The following is a 16,605-nucleotide window of genomic DNA, read 5'->3' as shown; positions in this document are numbered from 1 at the left end:
GGAAGCCTTGGTGGGACCGGGCGCGCCCACGACGGGCCCCGGGCGGATCCGAGACGAGTTCTGCGCCGCCCGCCCGCGCGACACCGACACCATCCGCGACAGGAGAGTCCATGACCACGTGGGAGTACCTCACGACGCCGCTGCTGATCCACAACACCGCCGCGATCCTCAACAACTGGGGCAAGCAGGGGTGGGAGCTCGTCCAGGTCGTCACCGGCCCCGAGGGCGGCCTCGTCGCCTACTTCAAGCGTCCCGTGGGGGCGGGCTCCGCGAACGCGGGGCTCGGCGCTGCCGCCGTCGCGGCCCAGCAGTTCGAGGGCGAGGCCCACGCGTGAGCGGCGCGATCTCGACGCGGCTCGCCGACCTCGGCATCCAGCTCCCCCCCGTCGTGCCCCCGGTCGCGGCGTACGTGCCCGCGAAAGCCCACGGCGACCTCGTCTACACGGCGGGGCAGCTCCCGATGATCGACGGCGCGCTGCCGGCGACCGGCAAGGTCGGCGCCGACGTGGATGCCGCCGCCGCGCAGTCCTACGCGCGCCAGTGCGCGCTCAACGCGATCGCGGCCGCGGCCGCCGCCGTCGGCGGGGTGGACCGGCTGACCGGCGTCCTGAAGGTGACCGGCTTCGTGGCATCCACCCCCGATTTCACCGGGCAGCCGGGCGTCGTGAACGGCGCGAGCCAGATCCTCGGAGAGATCTTCGGCGATGCCGGTCGGCACGCCCGCTCGGCCGTCGGCGTGCCGGTGCTGCCGCTCGACGCGCCCGTCGAGGTCGAGGTCGTCTTCACCTGGGAGTGACGACCGTCCTCGTACACGAGGGGCATTGACGAAGCGCTTGCTTTTTGCAAGTGTGTGCTCATGAACCTTTTCGTGAGCTTTCCCGTCGACGACATCGAGCGTGCGAAGGCCTTCTACTCCGCCCTCGGCCTCACGGTGAACGAGGCCATGTCCGACCACAACACGAGCTGCTTCGTGCTCGACGACGACAAGTTCCTCATGATCTCGACGCGTGCCGCGTATGCGGCGGTCGGCGGGACGGAGGAGCTCGTCGGCACGTCGGGGACCCCCTCGCCGATCACGCTGTCCTGGGCGATGTCCAGCCGCGAGGAGGTGGACGCCCTCCTCGAGCGCGCTGAGAAGGCCGGGGGCCGCATCGGCGACACCGACGACTACGACTTCATGTACCAGCGGCAGTTCGATGATCCGGAGGGGTATCACTACTCTCCGTTCTGGATGAAGCCGGAGACCGGCGCCTGACCGCCGACGAGCCGGACGGGCTCGAGCACGCGCTCGGCATCGTCGGGCAGAGGTGGGCGCTGCTCATCGTCGATCGGCTGCGTGCGGCGCCGCTGCGATATGGAGATCTGCAGCGGGACCTCGGCATCCCCACCAACATCCTCGCGACGCGGCTGCGCGAACTCGAGCAGGCCGGGGTGCTGTACCGGCTGCCGCTGAAGCACAACACGCGCGCGTACGCGCTCACCGAGCGCGGGCTCGAGCTCGGTGACGCGCTCGACGCCCTGCGACGGTGGGGCGCCTCGGCGCCCCACCCGGCTACTTGACCTGCGCGGAGATGACGCTCATGACCGCTGTGTCGGCGAGGGTCGTCGTGTCGCCGACCTCGCGCCCCTCGGCGACGTCGCGCAGCAGGCGGCGCATGATCTTGCCCGAACGGGTCTTGGGCAGCTCGCCGACGATGTAGACGTCGCGGGGGCGCGCGATCGGGCCGATCTGCTCGCCGACCCACTTCCGCAGGCCGTCGGCGAGGCCTTCCGGAGAGTGGGCGTTCAGGTAGCTCTGCTTCACGATGACGAAAGCGACCACCGCCTGGCCCGTGGTCTCGTCGGAGGCGCCGACGACGGCCGCTTCGGCGACGGCCTCGTTGCCGACGAGGGCGGATTCGATCTCCGTCGTCGACAGGCGATGGCCCGACACGTTCATGACGTCGTCCACCCGCCCGAGGAACCAGACGTCGCCGTCCTCGTCGAGACGCGCGCCGTCGCCGGCGAAGTAGTAGCCCTTGTCCTCGAACATCTTCCAGTAGGTCTCGACGTAGCGCTCCGGGTCGCCCCAGATGCCGCGCAGCATCGACGGCCAGGGCTTCGTCAGCACGAGCAGGCCGCCATTGCCGTTCCCGACGTGCTCGCCCTTCTCGTCGACGACGTCGACGGCGATGCCGGGGAGCGGCACCTGTGCGCTGCCGGGCTTGGTCTCCGTGACGCCGGGGAGGGCCGACACCATGATCGCGCCGGTCTCGGTCTGCCACCAGGTGTCGACGATCGGCGCGGCATCCGCACCGATGATCTCGCGGTACCACATCCACGCCTCGGGGTTGATGGGCTCGCCCACCGAGCCGAGCAGGCGGATCGACGACAGGTCGAACTGCTGCGGGATCTGCCGCCCGAGCTTCATGAAGGAGCGGATCGCGGTCGGCGCGGTGTAGAGGACGGTGACGCCGTACTTCTCCACGATCTCCCACCAGCGGCCCGGGTGCGGCGTGTCCGGCGTGCCCTCGTACAGGACCTGCGTCGCGCCGTTCGCGAGCGGACCGTACGCCACGTAGGAGTGCCCGGTGATCCAGCCGATGTCGGCGGTGCACCAGAACACGTCGCTCTCCGGGTGGATGTCGTGGACGATGCGGTTCGTGAAGGCGGCCTGCGTCAGGTACCCGCCGGAGGTGTGCAGGATGCCCTTCGGCTTCCCGGTGGTACCGGAGGTGTACAGGATGAACAGCGGGTTCTCGGCGGGGAACGGCTGCGCCTCGTGCTCGGCGGACGCAGCCGGAACGGCGTCGTGCCACCAGACGTCGCGACCCTCGGTCCACCCGACCTCGTTCTCGGTCCGCCGCACGACGAGCACGTGCTCGACGGATGCCTGAGGCCCGGCACCGCGGTCGGCGAGGGCCTGATCGACGGCCGGTTTGAGCGGCGAGACGCGCCCCTTGCGGTAACCGCCGTCGGCCGTGATCACGACCTTCGCGCCGGCGTCGTCGATGCGGGTGCGCAGGCTGTCCGCCGAGAAGCCGCCGAAGATGACCGAGTGGATGGCGCCCAGCCGCGCGACAGCGAGCATCGCGGCGATCGCCTCGGGGATCATGGGCAGGTAGATCGCCACGCGGTCGCCCGCGACGACGCCGAGGTCGGTGAGCACGTTCGCGACCCGCTTGACCTCCTCGGTGAGCTCCGCGTACGTCACGCGGCGCTCATCGCCCGGCTCGCCTTCCCACAGAAGTGCGATGCGATCGCCGTTGCCCGCCGCGACATGCCGGTCGAGGCAGTTCTCGGCGACGTTGAGCTCACCGTCGGCGAACCACTGCGCGAACGGCGGGCTCGACCAGTCGAGGACCTGCGTGAACGGCGTGCGCCAGTCGAGCGCACGCGCCTGCTCGGCCCAGAACGCCTCTCGATCCGCGTCGGCCTCGGCGTAGAGCTCCGCCGTGGCGACCGCATTCGCGGCGAACTCGGGCGAGGGGGCGAATCTGCGGTTCTCGGTCAGCAGGTGGTCGATCTGACTGCTCATGGGCGCGCTCCTTTGCGGCGGTCCTGAGACGGGAGCGGGAGGCTCTCCGAAGGATGCAGGAAATCTAGCCACCGCACTCGGTCCGCACTACCTCCGATAGTAGGGACGGGGTGTGACACGGCGGCATCCGCCCGCAGAAGCGGAGAGATGACCGGCCCCGACAGATATATCGGTGCGCGGGGCCGTTTCGGGCAGGAGCGGCGGGCATCGTTGCGTATGCTCATTCGCGGCCGAACTCTTTGATTCTGGCATCGCGGCGGCCGCGTTCCCCCCACATGCGGCTGTCGCTGAGACGGCATCCCATTTCCCCCGATGGGATGCCGTCTCACTTTTCCGGCGGCGCGTTTTCCGCCCGCGCGTCATCGCCTCCTCCACAGGCGCCTGGTTTTCGGATCTGTCCACCGATCGCGGCTGCGCGCGACTCGCGCGCCATCGCAGCGCCTACCGTCGGGGCATGTCCGATCCCTTCGTCGTCCGTCGTCGCGTTCCCGAGGCCGTGCGCCGCGTGGACGTGCGTGCGGATGCCTCGGCGTCCGTCCCTGCGATCGTCCCTGGGATCGTCCCTGAGCGGGGCGCGCCGACGACTTCTGAACGGCACCGCGCGAGGGATGCCGCGGACCCTGCAGCTCCCGCGGCGCTCCGCGCGCGGCCGACGCGACGACAGCTGCCCGACCACCCGGCACTCGCGCCGCTGCGCGACGTCCTGAGCGACCCCGAGGTCACCGACGTGTTCGTCAACGGCGAGGACGGTCTCTTCGTCGATCGCGGCGCGGGCGTCGAGCATGTGCCGCAGTGGCGTGCCGGCGCGGAGGAGCTGCGAGAGCTCGCCGTCGCCCTCATCGGGATCGGGGGCCGTCATCTCGACGACGGTGCGCCGCTCGTCGACGTGCGCTGGGAGCACGGCACGCGCGTACACGCCGTGCTGCCGCCGATCGCGTGCGCGGGAGCGGCGATCTCGATCAGACTGCCCTCAGCGGAGATGCCCGATCTCGACGAGCTCGGGCGACGCGGCATGTTCGATCCTGTGACCGGTGCACGCCTGGAGGCCCTCGTCGCGGAGCGCGTGAACCTGCTCGTCACGGGAGCAACGGGAGCGGGCAAGACGACGCTGCTCGCTGCCCTCCTCGGGCGGGTGCCCGCGAGCGAGCGGATCGTCACCATCGAGGATGTCGCGGAGCTCCGCATCGCGCACCCGCATCACGTGCGTCTGGAGGCGCGCCAGCCGAACCTCGAGGGCGCGGGCGCCGTGTCTCTCGCGCGTCTCGTCCGCGAGGCTCTGCGCATGAGACCGGACCGGCTCGTCGTCGGGGAATGCCGCGGAGATGAGGTCCGAGAGCTGCTCATGGCCCTGAACACCGGGCACGCCGGCGGCGCGGGGACGGTGCACGCCGGCGGCATCCGCGAAGTCCCGGCCCGTCTCGAGGCATTGGGAGCGCTCGCCGGGCTCGACGATCACGGTGTCGCCCGGCAGGTCGTGAGCGCGATCGGCGTCATCGTCCACGTCGAGCGGGGGAGCGACGGCGTACGCCGCATCGTCGGCTTCGCCCGCCCCGTGCTGACCGAGGGACGACTCGGCGTCGAGGCGATGACATGAAGAGGCGCACGGGGCATGGCGGCACGGGGGATGCCGACACGGGCGCGGAGTCGGCCCAGCGGCTCGCGGTCCTGTTGGAAGCGGGGATCGCGCCCCCACGGGCATGGCGGCTGCTCGCCGAAGCGGGCGACCCCGTCGCCGAGGCGGTGGCGTCGTCGCTGCCGGGCACGCGGGTCGGAGACGTCCTGGAAGCGCACGGGGAGACGTGGCGGCAGATCGCGATCGTGTGGGCGGTCGCCGAGACGGTCGGCGCGCCGCTCGCATCGAGTCTGCGCCGCTTCTCCGCCGCGCTCAGCGACGCGCAGGAGACCCGCGACGACGTGGCCGTCGCGCTCGCCGAACCCGCGGCGACGGCGCGACTCGTCGGATGGATGCCGCTCGTGGCGATCGCCTTGGGGCTCGTCCTGGGGTTCGACATCCTGTCCACGCTGACGCAGCCGTTCGGAATTGCGAGTCTCGTGATCGGCATCCTCCTCATGCTCCTCGCCCGGCGCTGGAGTGCACGTCTGGTGAGGGCGGCCCAGCCCCCGCCGGACCTCCCGGGGCTGCAGGCGGACGCCGTCGCGGTCGCCCTGTCGGCGGGGGTCTCGGTGGATCGGGCGCTCGCCGTCGTCGCCGCCTCGGGCGGCGGCACACCGTCGGACGAGACGACGACCGTTCTCGCTCTCGCTCAGCGGGCCGGAGCGCCGGCGGTCGAGCTCCTCCGGTCGGGCGCAGCCGACGCCCGACGGCGGCGGCGCACCGAAGGCCGACTGCGCGCCGCGCGACTCGGGTCGCGACTCCTGCTGCCGATGGGACTCTGCACGCTCCCCGCCTTCCTCCTGCTCGGCGTCGCGCCGATGTTCCTGTCGGTGCTCGCCGGCTCCACCCCGATCCTCGCCGTGCCATGACGCGGCTGTGCACGTGCCCGCCATCCAACGAACGAAGGAGCAACACATGTCTCTCATCCCCTTCCCGGTCCGCCGTCCTCACGACATCGATGCCGTCGCATTTCCCTCGCTGCCGCCCCTGACGCAGCGGCGCGCCGCCGCCCTCTTCGGCGACGAGACGGGCGCCGCAACCGCTGAGTACGTCGTGGCGACGATGGCCGCGGTCGCATTTGCGGGCCTGCTGGTCGTGATCATGCGCTCCGACGAGGTGCGCGGCATGCTGACCGACCTCGTCCGTCGGGCGCTCACCGTCGCATGAGCAATCCAATCCGCCGGCGCCCGCGTGCGCCGGCACGGTGGGACGAGCGCGGATCGGCGACGGCGGAGTTCGCCGTCGTTCTTCCCGCCGTCGTCCTGGTGGTCGCCCTGGCGATCGGCGGGCTCGCCGCCGCCGGTCGTCAGGTGCGTCTCGAGCACGGCGCAGCACAGGCATCCCGACTCGCCGCCCGCGGTGAGTCCGACGCCCGTGTGACCGCGATCGTCGCGGCGGTCGCCGGGGGTGCGGTCGAATCTGTGTCGCGCGACGGCGGTCTCGTGTGCGTCGTCGCCTCAGCGCCCGCGGGCGTGCCGCTCCCCCTGCCCGAGCTGCGCGCCCGCGCGTGCGCACTCGGCGAGGGCGGCTGATGGCCGGCGTCGCCGCGGCGGTCGGTGTGCTCGCCGTCTCGGCGACCCTCGCGGTGGGCATCGGCGCCGCGTCAGCGGCGGCGGTGCGTTCGGCGCACGCTGCAGGTGCCGCGGATGCCGCCGCGCTCGCCGCGGCGGACACGACGAGCGGCGCGCTCGACGGCATTCCCTGCGACGCCGCCGCGCAGGTCGCAGGGGCGGCAGGGGCACGACTCGTCTCGTGCGACCTCGACGGGCTGGTCGCGACCGTCCAGGTCGAGGTGGGGGCGGGCCCGTTCGCCGCGCGCGGGCGTGCGCGTGCGGGCCCGCCGCCGCATCCGGTCGGGGAGCCTTGAGACAGTCGGGGGAGCGAGGGGACACGTCGTCGGGGCGGGACGAAGCGGCGGCGCCGGCGGACGTCACGGCGCCGCGAACTCGGCGACAGCCCTGAGTGCGCCGACATCTCCGTGAGAGAACACGCTTCCTAGTTCACCGTGAGCTCGCCGAAGCGAGGATTCCGTGACGGTGTCGTGCCGGGTCCTCAAGCTCGCCCGCCAGCCCTACTACCGCTGGCGAAACGATCCCGCCTGCGACGCGGACAGCCTCCGGGCGTATCAGATCAAAGCCCTGCACAACGCACCTCACGACGACCCGACGTGAGTCCACGCAAGCGAGTGCAATCTACTCCAGCGACGATGGATCAACTTGAGGCTTTTCTGTGCCGTGCTCGGTTTACCAGGGACAAACGATGCCAGGCTGTGTCGATGACGACCTTCGTTGATTGCCCGGCTCGCAGATGACGGCCGGGTCCCGTGTCGCAGTGACTGGCGCGACCGGTTTCATAGGTAGCCGAGCTGTGCGTGCGCTCCTCGCGAAGAACGCCGATGTCGTGGCTCTTCAGCATCGGTCGGCATCCACTGAGAGTTCCGTAGACGTCATCAAGGGAGATCTTGGTACCGGCGATGGATTTTCGGAGCTTCTGCAGGGTGCTCGCGTCCTCGTGCATTGTGCGAGTTACATCGGCGACGATGAGCGATTGCAAGAGCGTGTGAACATCACAGGTACAGCCCATCTGGTCGAAGCTGCCGAGCATGCTGGTGTCGAGAGGATCGTCTATCTCAGTACATCTGCGGTGTATGGCGGCGGCATCGCCGGCGGCACCGAAGACGAACTTCTGGTAGCACCCGGCTCTTCGTTGAGTGCGTCGAGACGCGCCGCCGAACAGGCGGTGCTGCGTGCGGGTGGTGTCGTCGTTCGTCCTCATGCGGTTGTCGGCGCCGGCGATCGATGGTTCCTGCTGTCGGTGCTGGCTGCGACGGTCCGGTTCAACGCTTGGATCGAGGGTGGGGAGTCCCGCGTTTCGGTCGCCAACGCCGCACAGGTGGGGGATGCCCTCGCGCTGTTGGGCATGGACGAGGATTGTCCACGCGGCGCGGTGTTCCACAGCGGCGGACCTGAACCAGTGCGTCTGCGGGGTCTGATTGAGCCTGTGCTGCGCAGCGCGGGGTGTGCGCTGCCGACGCAAACACTGAGTGGAGATCATCTTCGTCGAGTTGCCGATCAGTACGGCATCTCTCGGTCGCAGCTAGCGATGGTAGCGCAGGACAACTGGTTCGATGCGCGGAGGCTGCTGTCGCGTTACCCGCAGCTCGCGCAGACTCCAGAACTCTCTGCGTCCGATATCGGCTGGTATGTCTCGGCTCTCCGCGCATCGATCGAGTTGTGAGCAGAGGCTCGCGGTCATCGTGCAATGACGGGGGAGCCGCCCCGTCCCATGGGGCTCCCGGTTCTTGCCCGTGCGATGGGCGCACCAGACTGTGTGAACTCCGTGCTGGTGAGTGCCCCTTTGTTGGTCAGCAGTGACACATCGGAGCCGAACTCGGCGAACTTCGAACAGACCAGGGATATCGATCCGGGCTGGACACCGTTCAGAGCCATGTGAGCTGCGATGGCTGCTTCTGCCAGCAGCATGCCCGGAACATGATCCGCGTCGTGGTCGTAGAAGAACGGATGCGGATACTCCCAGCCTAGAGTCGCTCGTAGCTGGACGTCATCGTTCGATCTGTCGTGTAAGAGCGCGGTTCCTGGAGCCATAGCAGCGTTCGATGTGGCGACGGCGGCGCGTCGAATGAGCCGGTATGCGCGGGGAGGCAGACAGTTGATGTGGCCGTGACCAGTCCCGATCAGTTGGTCGCCGAGCCAGAAATCCGTCTTCGCGACCAGTTCGACGAGCACACCGTGGTGTTCTCTGGAAGACTCGACGTTGCACGAGACCTCCAGCGTGAGATCGTCACCGCCTGTCCACACCGGCGCGCTCGTCGTCCACGAAAACGACGTTTCGTTCAGAATGAAAGCCCATTCGAGCGGCACGTTTCCTCCGAGGTGGCCGAGCGCGAGTCCTACCTGGCGGAGAGCTTCCACTGCGATGATGAGCGGCAATTCGTCCCTCTCCGCTGACCACATCGTGTGCCGACGGAGGATACGGACAACGAAGCGACAGAGATCCTCTTCGCGACGAAATCTCGTCACCAGGATCTCGCTGAGAGACCGCTTGTGTATCGCTGCCTGAGGTACATCGATCCAGGTTGCCATCGGGGTGGGTGTGATGGGGACCGTTCGATTCGTGGACAGCGGGGTCGATGTCATGTTCGCTCCTTGAAGTACCGGAAGAGGTGTTTCTCGCGAGTGGCGATGCCGGCCAGAGCGGCACCGATCAGGGCGGCTCCTCCTGCGGCAGGCAGCGCGGGAGCGACGATGGGGATTAGTGTTCTCAGCTGGCTTAGGTCGCTGGCGGACGACGCGGTAGCGAGGGCGCCGAAAGCTCCCAGCGAGATCGCACCTGCAAGCACTGCGCCCAGCAGAGCCCACGCAGCTGTTTCGAGTGTGATGCCGAGCACGAGCCCACTGCGGCTCTGGCCGGCGTGCAGGGCCGCAGCGTGTTCCAGACGCCGAAGTCTGACGCTCACCCAACCGAGGCCGAACGAGACTCCTGCGGCAAGCGGAGACGCGAAGCGGGTGATGCGGCTCTCGAACTCTCGCTGTGCGTCGAAGCTCGACCCTTGGGCCCTATTCAACTGAGCGATCTGCAGCGGATCCGTGGATCCGGTGGCAAATGCAGAGGATCTCAGCAGTACGTCCGTGTCGTCGCTCAGCGGCCACGCCGAAGCCCAGCACTCGTCGAATGAGCCAGTGCCCGTCGGTACCGGAAGGAGCACGGCATAGGCCAGTCGGCTATCGCGGCCGTCGTCGGGGTAGCGATAGGTCCCTGCGATCGCGAGGGGGCCATCCGACGTCGCCAATGTGTCTCCAGCGGCGACGGCCAGCGTTGTGGCGAGAGTCTTCGATACCCAGGCCCCCTCCCGACGGATGGGTGCATCGGCGAGGAGCGCGATGAGGCCGGGGGTGACGCTGAAGGCGGGCACGGTGGTCGTCGGCAGCGCGCTGAACTGCACGGCTGCGTCGGCGACGAGCGCACCAGAAGCCTCGATGGATCCGGAGCCCGTGAGGTGGTCGCAGGCGGCGCCGGAGATCGAGCCTTGCAGCTGCAGAACGCGAGTCGATGCCCCCGATGCTCGGAACGTTTCCGCGCGGGTTTCGAGGCCGTGGATGGCGAGGGCATCTGCGAGCACGAGTCCGGCGAGGATCGCGCTCAGCAGCAGCGAGAAGGTCACAGCTCGGCTCGTGCCGGAGATCAGGTTACGCGCCGCTTCGGAGAGGATCGCTGTTGCTCTCATCTTTGCCGCCTTCCAAGTTTGAGACCACTGAGGTGCGCTCCGTCAGCGGGTGCGCTGCGAGATCCACCGTGTAGGTGCAGGCATCTCTCGTTCCTTGGTCGTGGGTGGCGACGAGGACGATCGAGCCTCCGTCTGCGACGTGCCTCAGGGTGGCGTTCACCGTGCGGGCGGTGGTCTGGTCCAGCTGCGCGGTGGGTTCGTCGACGAGGAGCAGATCGGGTGCGATGCACACGGCTCGGGCCAGCATCAGACGTTGGGCTTCGCCCCCGGAGAGCGCGTGAAACGGCCGTTCGGCGGTGTTTTCCAGTCCGAATCCGCTGAGCACATCCCTCGCCCTGTCGCTGGCGTCTCTGCGGGAGCTCCCTTGGGCCAGCAGCGGGAACGCCACGTGGTCCAGCGCCGTGCGGTGAGCGACGCCGTGAGGATTCTGGAAGACCCATCCGGTGGTGCGGATACCAGGCTTGTCGATCTGACCTTCCACGGGTTTTTCCCATCCGGCGAGGATCGACAGCAGCGTGGACTTCCCGCTGCCGGAGGGGCCGCAGATCGCGACCACGTCGCCTCTGCGGAACCGGAAGCTCACGTTCTCGAACAACAGCGGGCCGCCGCGGAAGGCGTGGCCGAGCCCCTCCGCTCGGATCTCTGCATCTGCGCGGCCGCGGAGTTCCTTAGTTTTCGCAGCTGGTCGCCGTGATCGCAGCACCAAGGTTCACCTCCGTCGGAGGGTTCATATCGCGGTGCGGCTCTATCGCGACCAGCGACGCCCCGAGCGAGGACCCGAGCACGATCACGGGATACGAGACCGTCCCCGATTGCAGGCAGCCGCGGTGGGTTCCGTCCGCGTCGCTGTTCGCGATTCCGAACACGGCTGAGGCTGGCACTTGGAGCGCGTCGACGCTCGCCGTCAGCGCGAGGGTGGCGGGTACTTGCGTCGACGGGTCTCCGGCCAGCACCGTCTGAGCATCTTGGGTGGCTTCCACCGCGTCGAGAACTCCGTGGTCGGTGATCGAGGTCGCTCCCGCGGGAAGGTTTCCCGTCACGCCGAACACGGTGAGGGTGCGGTCGCCGGCGACGAGATCCGTTGGCGCACTGTCCATCACGACCTGTTGGAGAGACCCGGACTTGGTAGCAAGCGCCGTTCCTGGAGAGACCTGAGCGCCGAGGCTCGCGTTGCAGGTGCTGGTGGCTAGCTGTTCCTCGGGGATCCAGACGATCTCCGACAGGGCGAGTGTCGTGCTCTTGGGCATGCCCGCTGCCGCGCGCAGATCACGGACAGCCATCGCCGTGGCCCAGTCGAAGTACCCGTCGGCGTCTACGGGATAGCCCAGACGCTGCAGCTCGCTCTGGAGGGCTGCAACGTCGGCGCCGCGCGTAGAGGACTCGAAGTCTCGGAAGGGCGGCACGCTCAGATGCAGCGCGAGCAGGGGGGCATCGTTGACACGCGCCGCGACCGTGCCTGAACTCAGGGTTCCACCGATCGTGCATGCTGTTGCCGTGACCACTCCCGACGTGTTCGCCGTCACCGAGACATCGGGGCCGGGGACCAGCCTGACCTGCACCTTCCGGCTGTCCGAGAACTCTCGCGCCGTCACCGGGGCGGACAGCGTCGGCGCACTGCTCTGGAGGGCTTCGGGCGCACTGGCTGGTCTCAGGTAGATCCCCGTGAGGAGGGCGACGCCGACCAAGGTCACGACACACACCACCGTGAGCGCGACGGACCGGCGGGTCACTGCTTCCCAACCGTGATCGTGTAGCCGGCGTTGCTGAAGCACGTCTGCGCTTCCGATGACATCGGGTCGAAGGTTGCGTCCTTGAACGCGTTGTCCAGATCAGAGCGGAAGTTGCTCGCCGTGTAGCTCGCGTCGACGAGCCCTGCTTTATTGAGGCACTGCACGGCGAGCTGTTCCTGATCGACGATGAGATCGGGGTTGCCCTGCTGGGTGATGAACAGCGCCTCGATAGGCGCCAGTTCCGCTGAGCACTCCGTGCCCACGTCCATGTACTTCTCAACCGCGGAGTCACCATCCAAACGCGGCGGTGTGATCTGGTAGCTGCCGTTCGCCAGCTGCGTGTAGGTCTCCTCGTAGCCGGCGTCCGACATGCACACCCGGTAGAGACGATGAGCCTCGTCGTAGTCGGCCTGGGAGATCTTGCCCGTCGCGATCGCCCGGTTCAGCACTTCGATGACGAAGGGGTTCTTCTCGCCGTCGAGAGCCTGCTGGAACAACTCGGTGAGGCTCCCCGCCAACTTGGCAGTCGTCTGGTTGCTGGAGCCCTCGTAGGTGCCCTGAGTCGTCGTGGTGCAACCTGTCAGCAGCAACGCCGCCGTGGCGAACGCAGCAATACCGATCGCGATTCTCTGCTTGCTCATCGTGTCTCCATCCGTCGGTCCTGTTTGGCTTGCAATCCGTTCTATGGAGGACGCGATCAGCGTCGCGTTACTGCGAACCTCACGCAGCGCTAACGCTCCGGCTGACAGAGTGGAGACACATGTATCAACGTTGAACCATCAACGGAGCGAGGAGGCGCGATGAGAGTGATGGTCGTCGAAGACGATCCGGTGCTCGGCGATACCCTCCGGGACGGACTGGCCGCGGAGGGCTTCACCGTCGATCTGGCCCGCGAGGGACGCACGGCATTGGAGCGCCTGGGCGAGATCGATATCGATGTGCTCGTGCTCGATCGGGATCTCCCGGGCATCTCCGGAGACACCGTCTGCAAGAGCCTGCGCGAGTACAACGACGACACCCGAATCCTGATGCTCACCGCGGCCGCTTCGGTGATGGACCGTGTCGACGGCCTGGACCTCGGTGCCGACGACTACCTCACCAAGCCGTTCGCGTTCGTCGAATTGGTCGCGCGAATCCGCGCTCTCGGACCCCGCGCCCGTGTCGTCAATGCACCAATCATCGAACGGGGGCGTCTCCGTGCAGACACCGTTCGTCGTCGCGCGTATCTCGAGGACGAACCTGTGAGGCTCTCGCCGAAGGAGTTCGAAGTGCTCGAAGCGCTGCTACGTGCCGATGGTGCTCCACTGCGTTCGGATCAACTGCTAGATATCGCCTGGGACACCCCAGACACCGTGACCGGCAGCGTCGTGAGAGTCCTGATGCATTCGCTACGCAAGAAGCTCGGCCGCGATCTGATCGAGTACGAGCAGGGTCACGGCTACCGGATAGGACAGCCATGACGTCGCCTGAGACTGCGCATCCGCGCCGCCGTTCCCTCGCGCTTCGACTCACGGTGCTGTCCACGGCTGCCTTCGCGCTGGCAGCGGCGATCCTGCTGGTCGCGGAGTACTTCCTGCTGCAGTACGTAGTCGAAGTGAGCGTCGAGGCCACCACCGGCAGCTCGTCGCAGGGCGAGAACCCCGGAGACCTCGACGGCAAGACCATCGTGTTCCGTGTCGCCAAAGACCTTGCCGACACCGTGATGCTGCTCTCGATCGTCACGGCGGCAGTCATGGTTCTGCTCGCCGGCATCGCGGTATGGTTCGTCGCGCGCAAGTCCCTCGGCCGCATCGCCGGGGTCACCGCATTGACGCGAGCGATCACCGAGCAGAACCTCGACCAGCGTCTGGATCTCGCCGGCCCGAAAGACGAGATCAAAGACCTCGGCGACACCATCGACGAGATGTTGAGCAGACTTCATGCTGCGTTCGAACAGCAGGACAGCTTCGTCGCGAACGCCTCCCACGAGCTACGCACTCCCCTGGCAGGCATCCGCGCATCGCTCGAAGCCTCTCTGTTGCACGACGAGATCGCTGACGCTCCGAGAGCTGCGATGTCGCGAGCTCTCGTCGCCAGTTCCCGAGCCGAGAGCATTCTCACCGCGCTCTTGCAGCTTGCGCGCGCGAGACGAGTGGCTTCTGATCATGCAGAGGTTGTGGATCTTCGAGAGGTTGTATCAGCCGTCGTCGGGCTGTTCGAAGAAGACCGGTTCGAGAGGATGCCGTCCTCCGTCGAAGACGTCCGGCTCATCAGGCACTCGTTCGAACTCGACCTCGAGGAGGCAACGATCCTGGGCGACGAGGTATTGATCACTCAAGCGGTGCAGAACCTCGTCGGCAACGCGATTCTTCACGGCGCCGCCAACGAACCGATCGTGATCCAAACGCGTGTTCACGCGCACCCCGAATATGAGCTGTCTGTCTCCGGTATGCGCAGCACGCCGGGAGCTGCTGTCCTCCTCGTACGCAGCGGTGGCGAGATCATCGCCCCAGCCGTCGCGGCGAAACTCGTCGAACCGTTCAACAGAGGAGCCCGTACACGCCACAACGACGCCGCTGCCGGGGATCCGGGCATAGGCCTCGGGCTCTCTATCGTGCGGGCCATTGCTCAGCAGCACGGCGGATGGGTGAGCGTGAACCCTCAAGCCGCCGGTGGACTTGAGGTGGAAGTCACGCTGCCCTCGAGTACAGAGGAAACCATCACCTTGTGAGAAACGAGAACGGCGTCCTGGCCTCGATGCTGCAAGTCAGGACGCCGTTCTGGAGGGGACGATCAGCGGAACTGGTACCAGGCCGTGCCGCTGGACAGCCCACAGGATGCCCAGGCATTCGACGTTGACGAACCCCACTGGGAGAGCGACGATGCGCACCCGTGCTGTGCGTACGACCGCCCCTGAGTACCGCCCGAGGTCCACGTCCACGCCTCGGCGCGGACGAGTGAAACCTCGGTCTTGCCGCTACCTGCGGCCATCGCCGGCGCCGTTGCCGCGAACACACCGCCGAGCGCGAGTGCACCCGCCAGCACGCCTGTCGCCACTCGCTTGCCGTACTTCGTCTTGATCATGGTGAACTCCGATCTGTTCTTGTGTGCTCGATGGTGAGCACAGGGCCATCGTCGCGGGTTCTCTCAGCACATGTCAAGGAAATTCAAACAGAACACTCTGTTTTGTATGCCGTTCTCCTCGCGACGCGCTGAGGCCTTCGGTGGGCCTTTGGATCATGGCTCCGAACGTGTAGTTCTCTCCGTCATCCTCGAGCGGTATGAGAATCTGAGAATGTCCGCGGGTAGTCTCGGCAACGTGTCGACGGCAACTGAAACGCCCCAACGCCAGCAGCGGGCTCTGCAGACTCGTGCGCAGATCATTCGTGGCGGCGCGAAGGCTTTCGTCAAGAATGGGTACGAGGGTGCGACGCTGGCCGCGATCCAGAAGGAAACACAGGTCTCCAACGGGGCCTTCTACTTTCACTTTGCCACCAGGCAATCGCTGGCTCTGACGGTGCTCGAGGAGTACGAAGACCTCGTCCGCAGAATCGTCACTGCGGAGGCATCAGCTAGCTCAGCACTGGAATCGCTGATCTCGGCATCTCTGCGATTCTCGAAGGCGATCAAGAGCGACCCCATTGCTCAGGCCGGTGTGGTTCTGAGCACTGAGCGTTCGAGCTTGCCCGAACGGTCCGTTCGACAGGCCTACGACGTCTGGCGCGATCAGGTCACCATGGCTCTCACACTTGCGCAGCAGCAAGGAGATCTTCGAGACGATGTAGATGTGGCCGAACTGAGCATGTTCTTCGTCGCGTCCTTCACAGGGATCCAACTCGCGTCAGCGGTGAATACTCGACGCCGAGACCTCATTGAACGAGTGCGAGCTGCATGGATGCTACTGCTACCTGGGCTGGTTCCAAATGAGCATCTTCACCGCATGCTCGACTTCGTTTCGGGGCCTGCGAAGCAACGGACTCGCAAGTGACAGCGAGCGGAGGGCAGCTCCGTCAACACCTTGAGAAGAGTACGCCGGACGGTTGTGTTGCACGACAGGTGTCAGAGAGACATCGTTCGGTTCAAACAGTGTGAGATGAACGTGGAGCCTCTTGGCGCGAAACTAAATGGCGACGCGCGCAGGCTACCGCTGTCGTGCCGGCATATCGCTGTGCCGGAGCGTGATCGCGTCGAGACTGAGAGTCTTCCACGGAACGTTATCGCGTAGTCCATCGTCACCAGGACGGTCTTCTTCGCGTACGGCTTTAGTTGCATTGCGTGGTCGATGATGTCTCGGTAGCCGTCGACGAGTGCAACGCGCGACAGATCGTCGACCAGAACACGGATGTTGGCGGCGCCTGCAGGGAGCCCCGGCTCGCTGTCGGAGCGTGCGGCGCCGCCGCATTCGGTCGGGGAGCCGTGAGAGGCGAGACGACGGTGGCGGCGGACGAAGACGGCGGCGCCCCGGACCTCAGGCCGCCTCGCTCACAGCGAACCGCGGGCGCCTCACAGCCTCTTCATG

Annotated in this window: 20 protein-coding genes; 13 read left to right on the top strand and 7 right to left on the bottom strand. The window is 67.1% G+C overall.

Going from position 1 to position 16,605, the window contains the following annotated elements; translation table 11 throughout:
• The first annotated feature begins 110 nt into the window (after positions 1–110).
• Genes J0I43_RS10950 through J0I43_RS10935 form a run of 4 tightly spaced genes read left to right on the top strand, consistent with a single transcriptional unit; the run spans position 111 to position 1,560 of the window.
• Positions 111–335, top strand: coding sequence for a hypothetical protein (locus J0I43_RS10950; protein WP_292863388.1), 225 nt, complete (start codon positions 111–113; stop codon positions 333–335).
• On the top strand, positions 332–796 hold the full coding sequence (locus tag J0I43_RS10945) for a RidA family protein (RefSeq protein ID WP_292863385.1): 465 nt from the start codon (positions 332–334) through the stop codon (positions 794–796). The genes J0I43_RS10950 and J0I43_RS10945 overlap by 4 nt, the downstream gene beginning before the upstream one ends.
• A 60-nt stretch (positions 797–856) precedes the next feature.
• Complete coding sequence (locus J0I43_RS10940; protein WP_292863382.1) at positions 857–1,255, top strand: VOC family protein; 399 nt, start codon at positions 857–859, stop codon at positions 1,253–1,255.
• The gene (locus tag J0I43_RS10935; protein ID WP_292864432.1) at positions 1,252–1,560 is read left to right on the top strand and encodes a helix-turn-helix domain-containing protein; all 309 of its coding nucleotides are present in this window, start codon (positions 1,252–1,254) and stop codon (positions 1,558–1,560) included. The genes J0I43_RS10940 and J0I43_RS10935 overlap by 4 nt, the downstream gene beginning before the upstream one ends.
• Here the strand turns inward: J0I43_RS10935 and acs are convergent.
• Positions 1,553–3,517, bottom strand: coding sequence for an acetate--CoA ligase (gene acs / locus J0I43_RS10930; protein ID WP_292863379.1), 1,965 nt, complete (start codon positions 3,515–3,517; stop codon positions 1,553–1,555). The genes J0I43_RS10935 and acs overlap by 8 nt on opposite strands.
• 454 nt (positions 3,518–3,971) lie before the next feature.
• Between acs and J0I43_RS10925 the strand changes: the two genes are divergently transcribed.
• The 6 genes from J0I43_RS10925 to J0I43_RS10900 all read left to right on the top strand — a co-directional run bounded on the left by J0I43_RS10925 (position 3,972) and on the right by J0I43_RS10900 (position 8,369).
• Positions 3,972–5,111 (top strand): TadA family conjugal transfer-associated ATPase, encoded by a 1,140-nt coding sequence (locus J0I43_RS10925; protein ID WP_292863376.1) that lies wholly within the window; start codon positions 3,972–3,974, stop codon positions 5,109–5,111.
• Complete coding sequence (locus J0I43_RS10920; RefSeq protein WP_292863372.1) at positions 5,108–6,001, top strand: type II secretion system F family protein; 894 nt, start codon at positions 5,108–5,110, stop codon at positions 5,999–6,001. Before J0I43_RS10925 ends, J0I43_RS10920 begins: the two co-directional genes overlap by 4 nt.
• 46 nt (positions 6,002–6,047) lie before the next feature.
• Entirely contained in the window at positions 6,048–6,299 is a 252-nt protein-coding gene (locus tag J0I43_RS10915; protein ID WP_292863369.1) for a DUF4244 domain-containing protein, read from the top strand.
• Positions 6,296–6,664 carry a TadE family type IV pilus minor pilin gene (locus J0I43_RS10910; RefSeq protein WP_292863366.1) on the top strand — a complete coding sequence of 123 codons (369 nt, stop codon included), beginning with the start codon at positions 6,296–6,298 and terminating at the stop codon, positions 6,662–6,664. Before J0I43_RS10915 ends, J0I43_RS10910 begins: the two co-directional genes overlap by 4 nt.
• The gene (locus J0I43_RS10905) at positions 6,664–6,999 is read left to right on the top strand and encodes an Rv3654c family TadE-like protein (protein ID WP_292863363.1); all 336 of its coding nucleotides are present in this window, start codon (positions 6,664–6,666) and stop codon (positions 6,997–6,999) included. The genes J0I43_RS10910 and J0I43_RS10905 overlap by 1 nt, the downstream gene beginning before the upstream one ends.
• A gap of 464 nt (positions 7,000–7,463) precedes the next feature.
• The gene (locus J0I43_RS10900) at positions 7,464–8,369 is read left to right on the top strand and encodes an NAD(P)-dependent oxidoreductase (RefSeq protein WP_292863360.1); all 906 of its coding nucleotides are present in this window, start codon (positions 7,464–7,466) and stop codon (positions 8,367–8,369) included.
• A gap of 14 nt (positions 8,370–8,383) precedes the next feature.
• Here the strand turns inward: J0I43_RS10900 and J0I43_RS10895 are convergent, their stop codons facing one another.
• From J0I43_RS10895 to J0I43_RS10875, 5 genes are all read right to left on the bottom strand, one after another.
• Entirely contained in the window at positions 8,384–9,289 is a 906-nt protein-coding gene (locus J0I43_RS10895) for an AfsA-related hotdog domain-containing protein (RefSeq protein ID WP_292863357.1), read from the bottom strand.
• Positions 9,286–10,377, bottom strand: coding sequence for a hypothetical protein (locus J0I43_RS10890; RefSeq protein ID WP_292863354.1), 1,092 nt, complete (start codon positions 10,375–10,377; stop codon positions 9,286–9,288). Before J0I43_RS10890 ends, J0I43_RS10895 begins: the two co-directional genes overlap by 4 nt.
• Complete coding sequence (locus J0I43_RS10885) at positions 10,340–10,972, bottom strand: ATP-binding cassette domain-containing protein (RefSeq protein ID WP_292863351.1); 633 nt, start codon at positions 10,970–10,972, stop codon at positions 10,340–10,342. The genes J0I43_RS10890 and J0I43_RS10885 overlap by 38 nt, the downstream gene beginning before the upstream one ends.
• 73 nt (positions 10,973–11,045) lie before the next feature.
• Positions 11,046–12,107, bottom strand: coding sequence for a peptidoglycan-binding domain-containing protein (locus J0I43_RS10880; RefSeq protein WP_292863349.1), 1,062 nt, complete (start codon positions 12,105–12,107; stop codon positions 11,046–11,048).
• Positions 12,104–12,748 carry a hypothetical protein gene (locus J0I43_RS10875; protein ID WP_292863346.1) on the bottom strand — a complete coding sequence of 215 codons (645 nt, stop codon included), beginning with the start codon at positions 12,746–12,748 and terminating at the stop codon, positions 12,104–12,106. The genes J0I43_RS10880 and J0I43_RS10875 overlap by 4 nt, the downstream gene beginning before the upstream one ends.
• A 159-nt stretch (positions 12,749–12,907) precedes the next feature.
• Between J0I43_RS10875 and J0I43_RS10870 the strand changes: the two genes are divergently transcribed.
• Both J0I43_RS10870 and J0I43_RS10865 read left to right on the top strand, forming a co-directional pair.
• Positions 12,908–13,567 (top strand): response regulator transcription factor, encoded by a 660-nt coding sequence (locus J0I43_RS10870; protein WP_367267551.1) that lies wholly within the window; start codon positions 12,908–12,910, stop codon positions 13,565–13,567.
• Entirely contained in the window at positions 13,564–14,817 is a 1,254-nt protein-coding gene (locus tag J0I43_RS10865; protein WP_292863340.1) for a HAMP domain-containing sensor histidine kinase, read from the top strand. The genes J0I43_RS10870 and J0I43_RS10865 overlap by 4 nt, the downstream gene beginning before the upstream one ends.
• Positions 14,818–14,879: 62 nt before the next feature.
• Here J0I43_RS10865 and J0I43_RS10860 read toward each other — a convergent pair whose 3' ends face one another.
• Complete coding sequence (locus J0I43_RS10860; RefSeq protein WP_292863337.1) at positions 14,880–15,170, bottom strand: hypothetical protein; 291 nt, start codon at positions 15,168–15,170, stop codon at positions 14,880–14,882.
• Positions 15,171–15,405: 235 nt separating this feature from the next.
• On the opposite strand from J0I43_RS10860, the gene J0I43_RS10855 reads away from it, so the two are divergent.
• Positions 15,406–16,074 (top strand): ScbR family autoregulator-binding transcription factor, encoded by a 669-nt coding sequence (locus J0I43_RS10855; protein ID WP_292863334.1) that lies wholly within the window; start codon positions 15,406–15,408, stop codon positions 16,072–16,074.
• The last annotated feature ends 531 nt before the right edge of the window (positions 16,075–16,605 follow it).

The sequence above is a fragment of the Microbacterium sp. genome (genome assembly GCF_017305435.1).
Lineage (GTDB): Bacteria > Actinomycetota > Actinomycetes > Actinomycetales > Microbacteriaceae > Microbacterium.
Note: the sequence above shows the minus strand (reverse complement) of the source record. Positions and strands in the feature narration are given on the sequence as shown.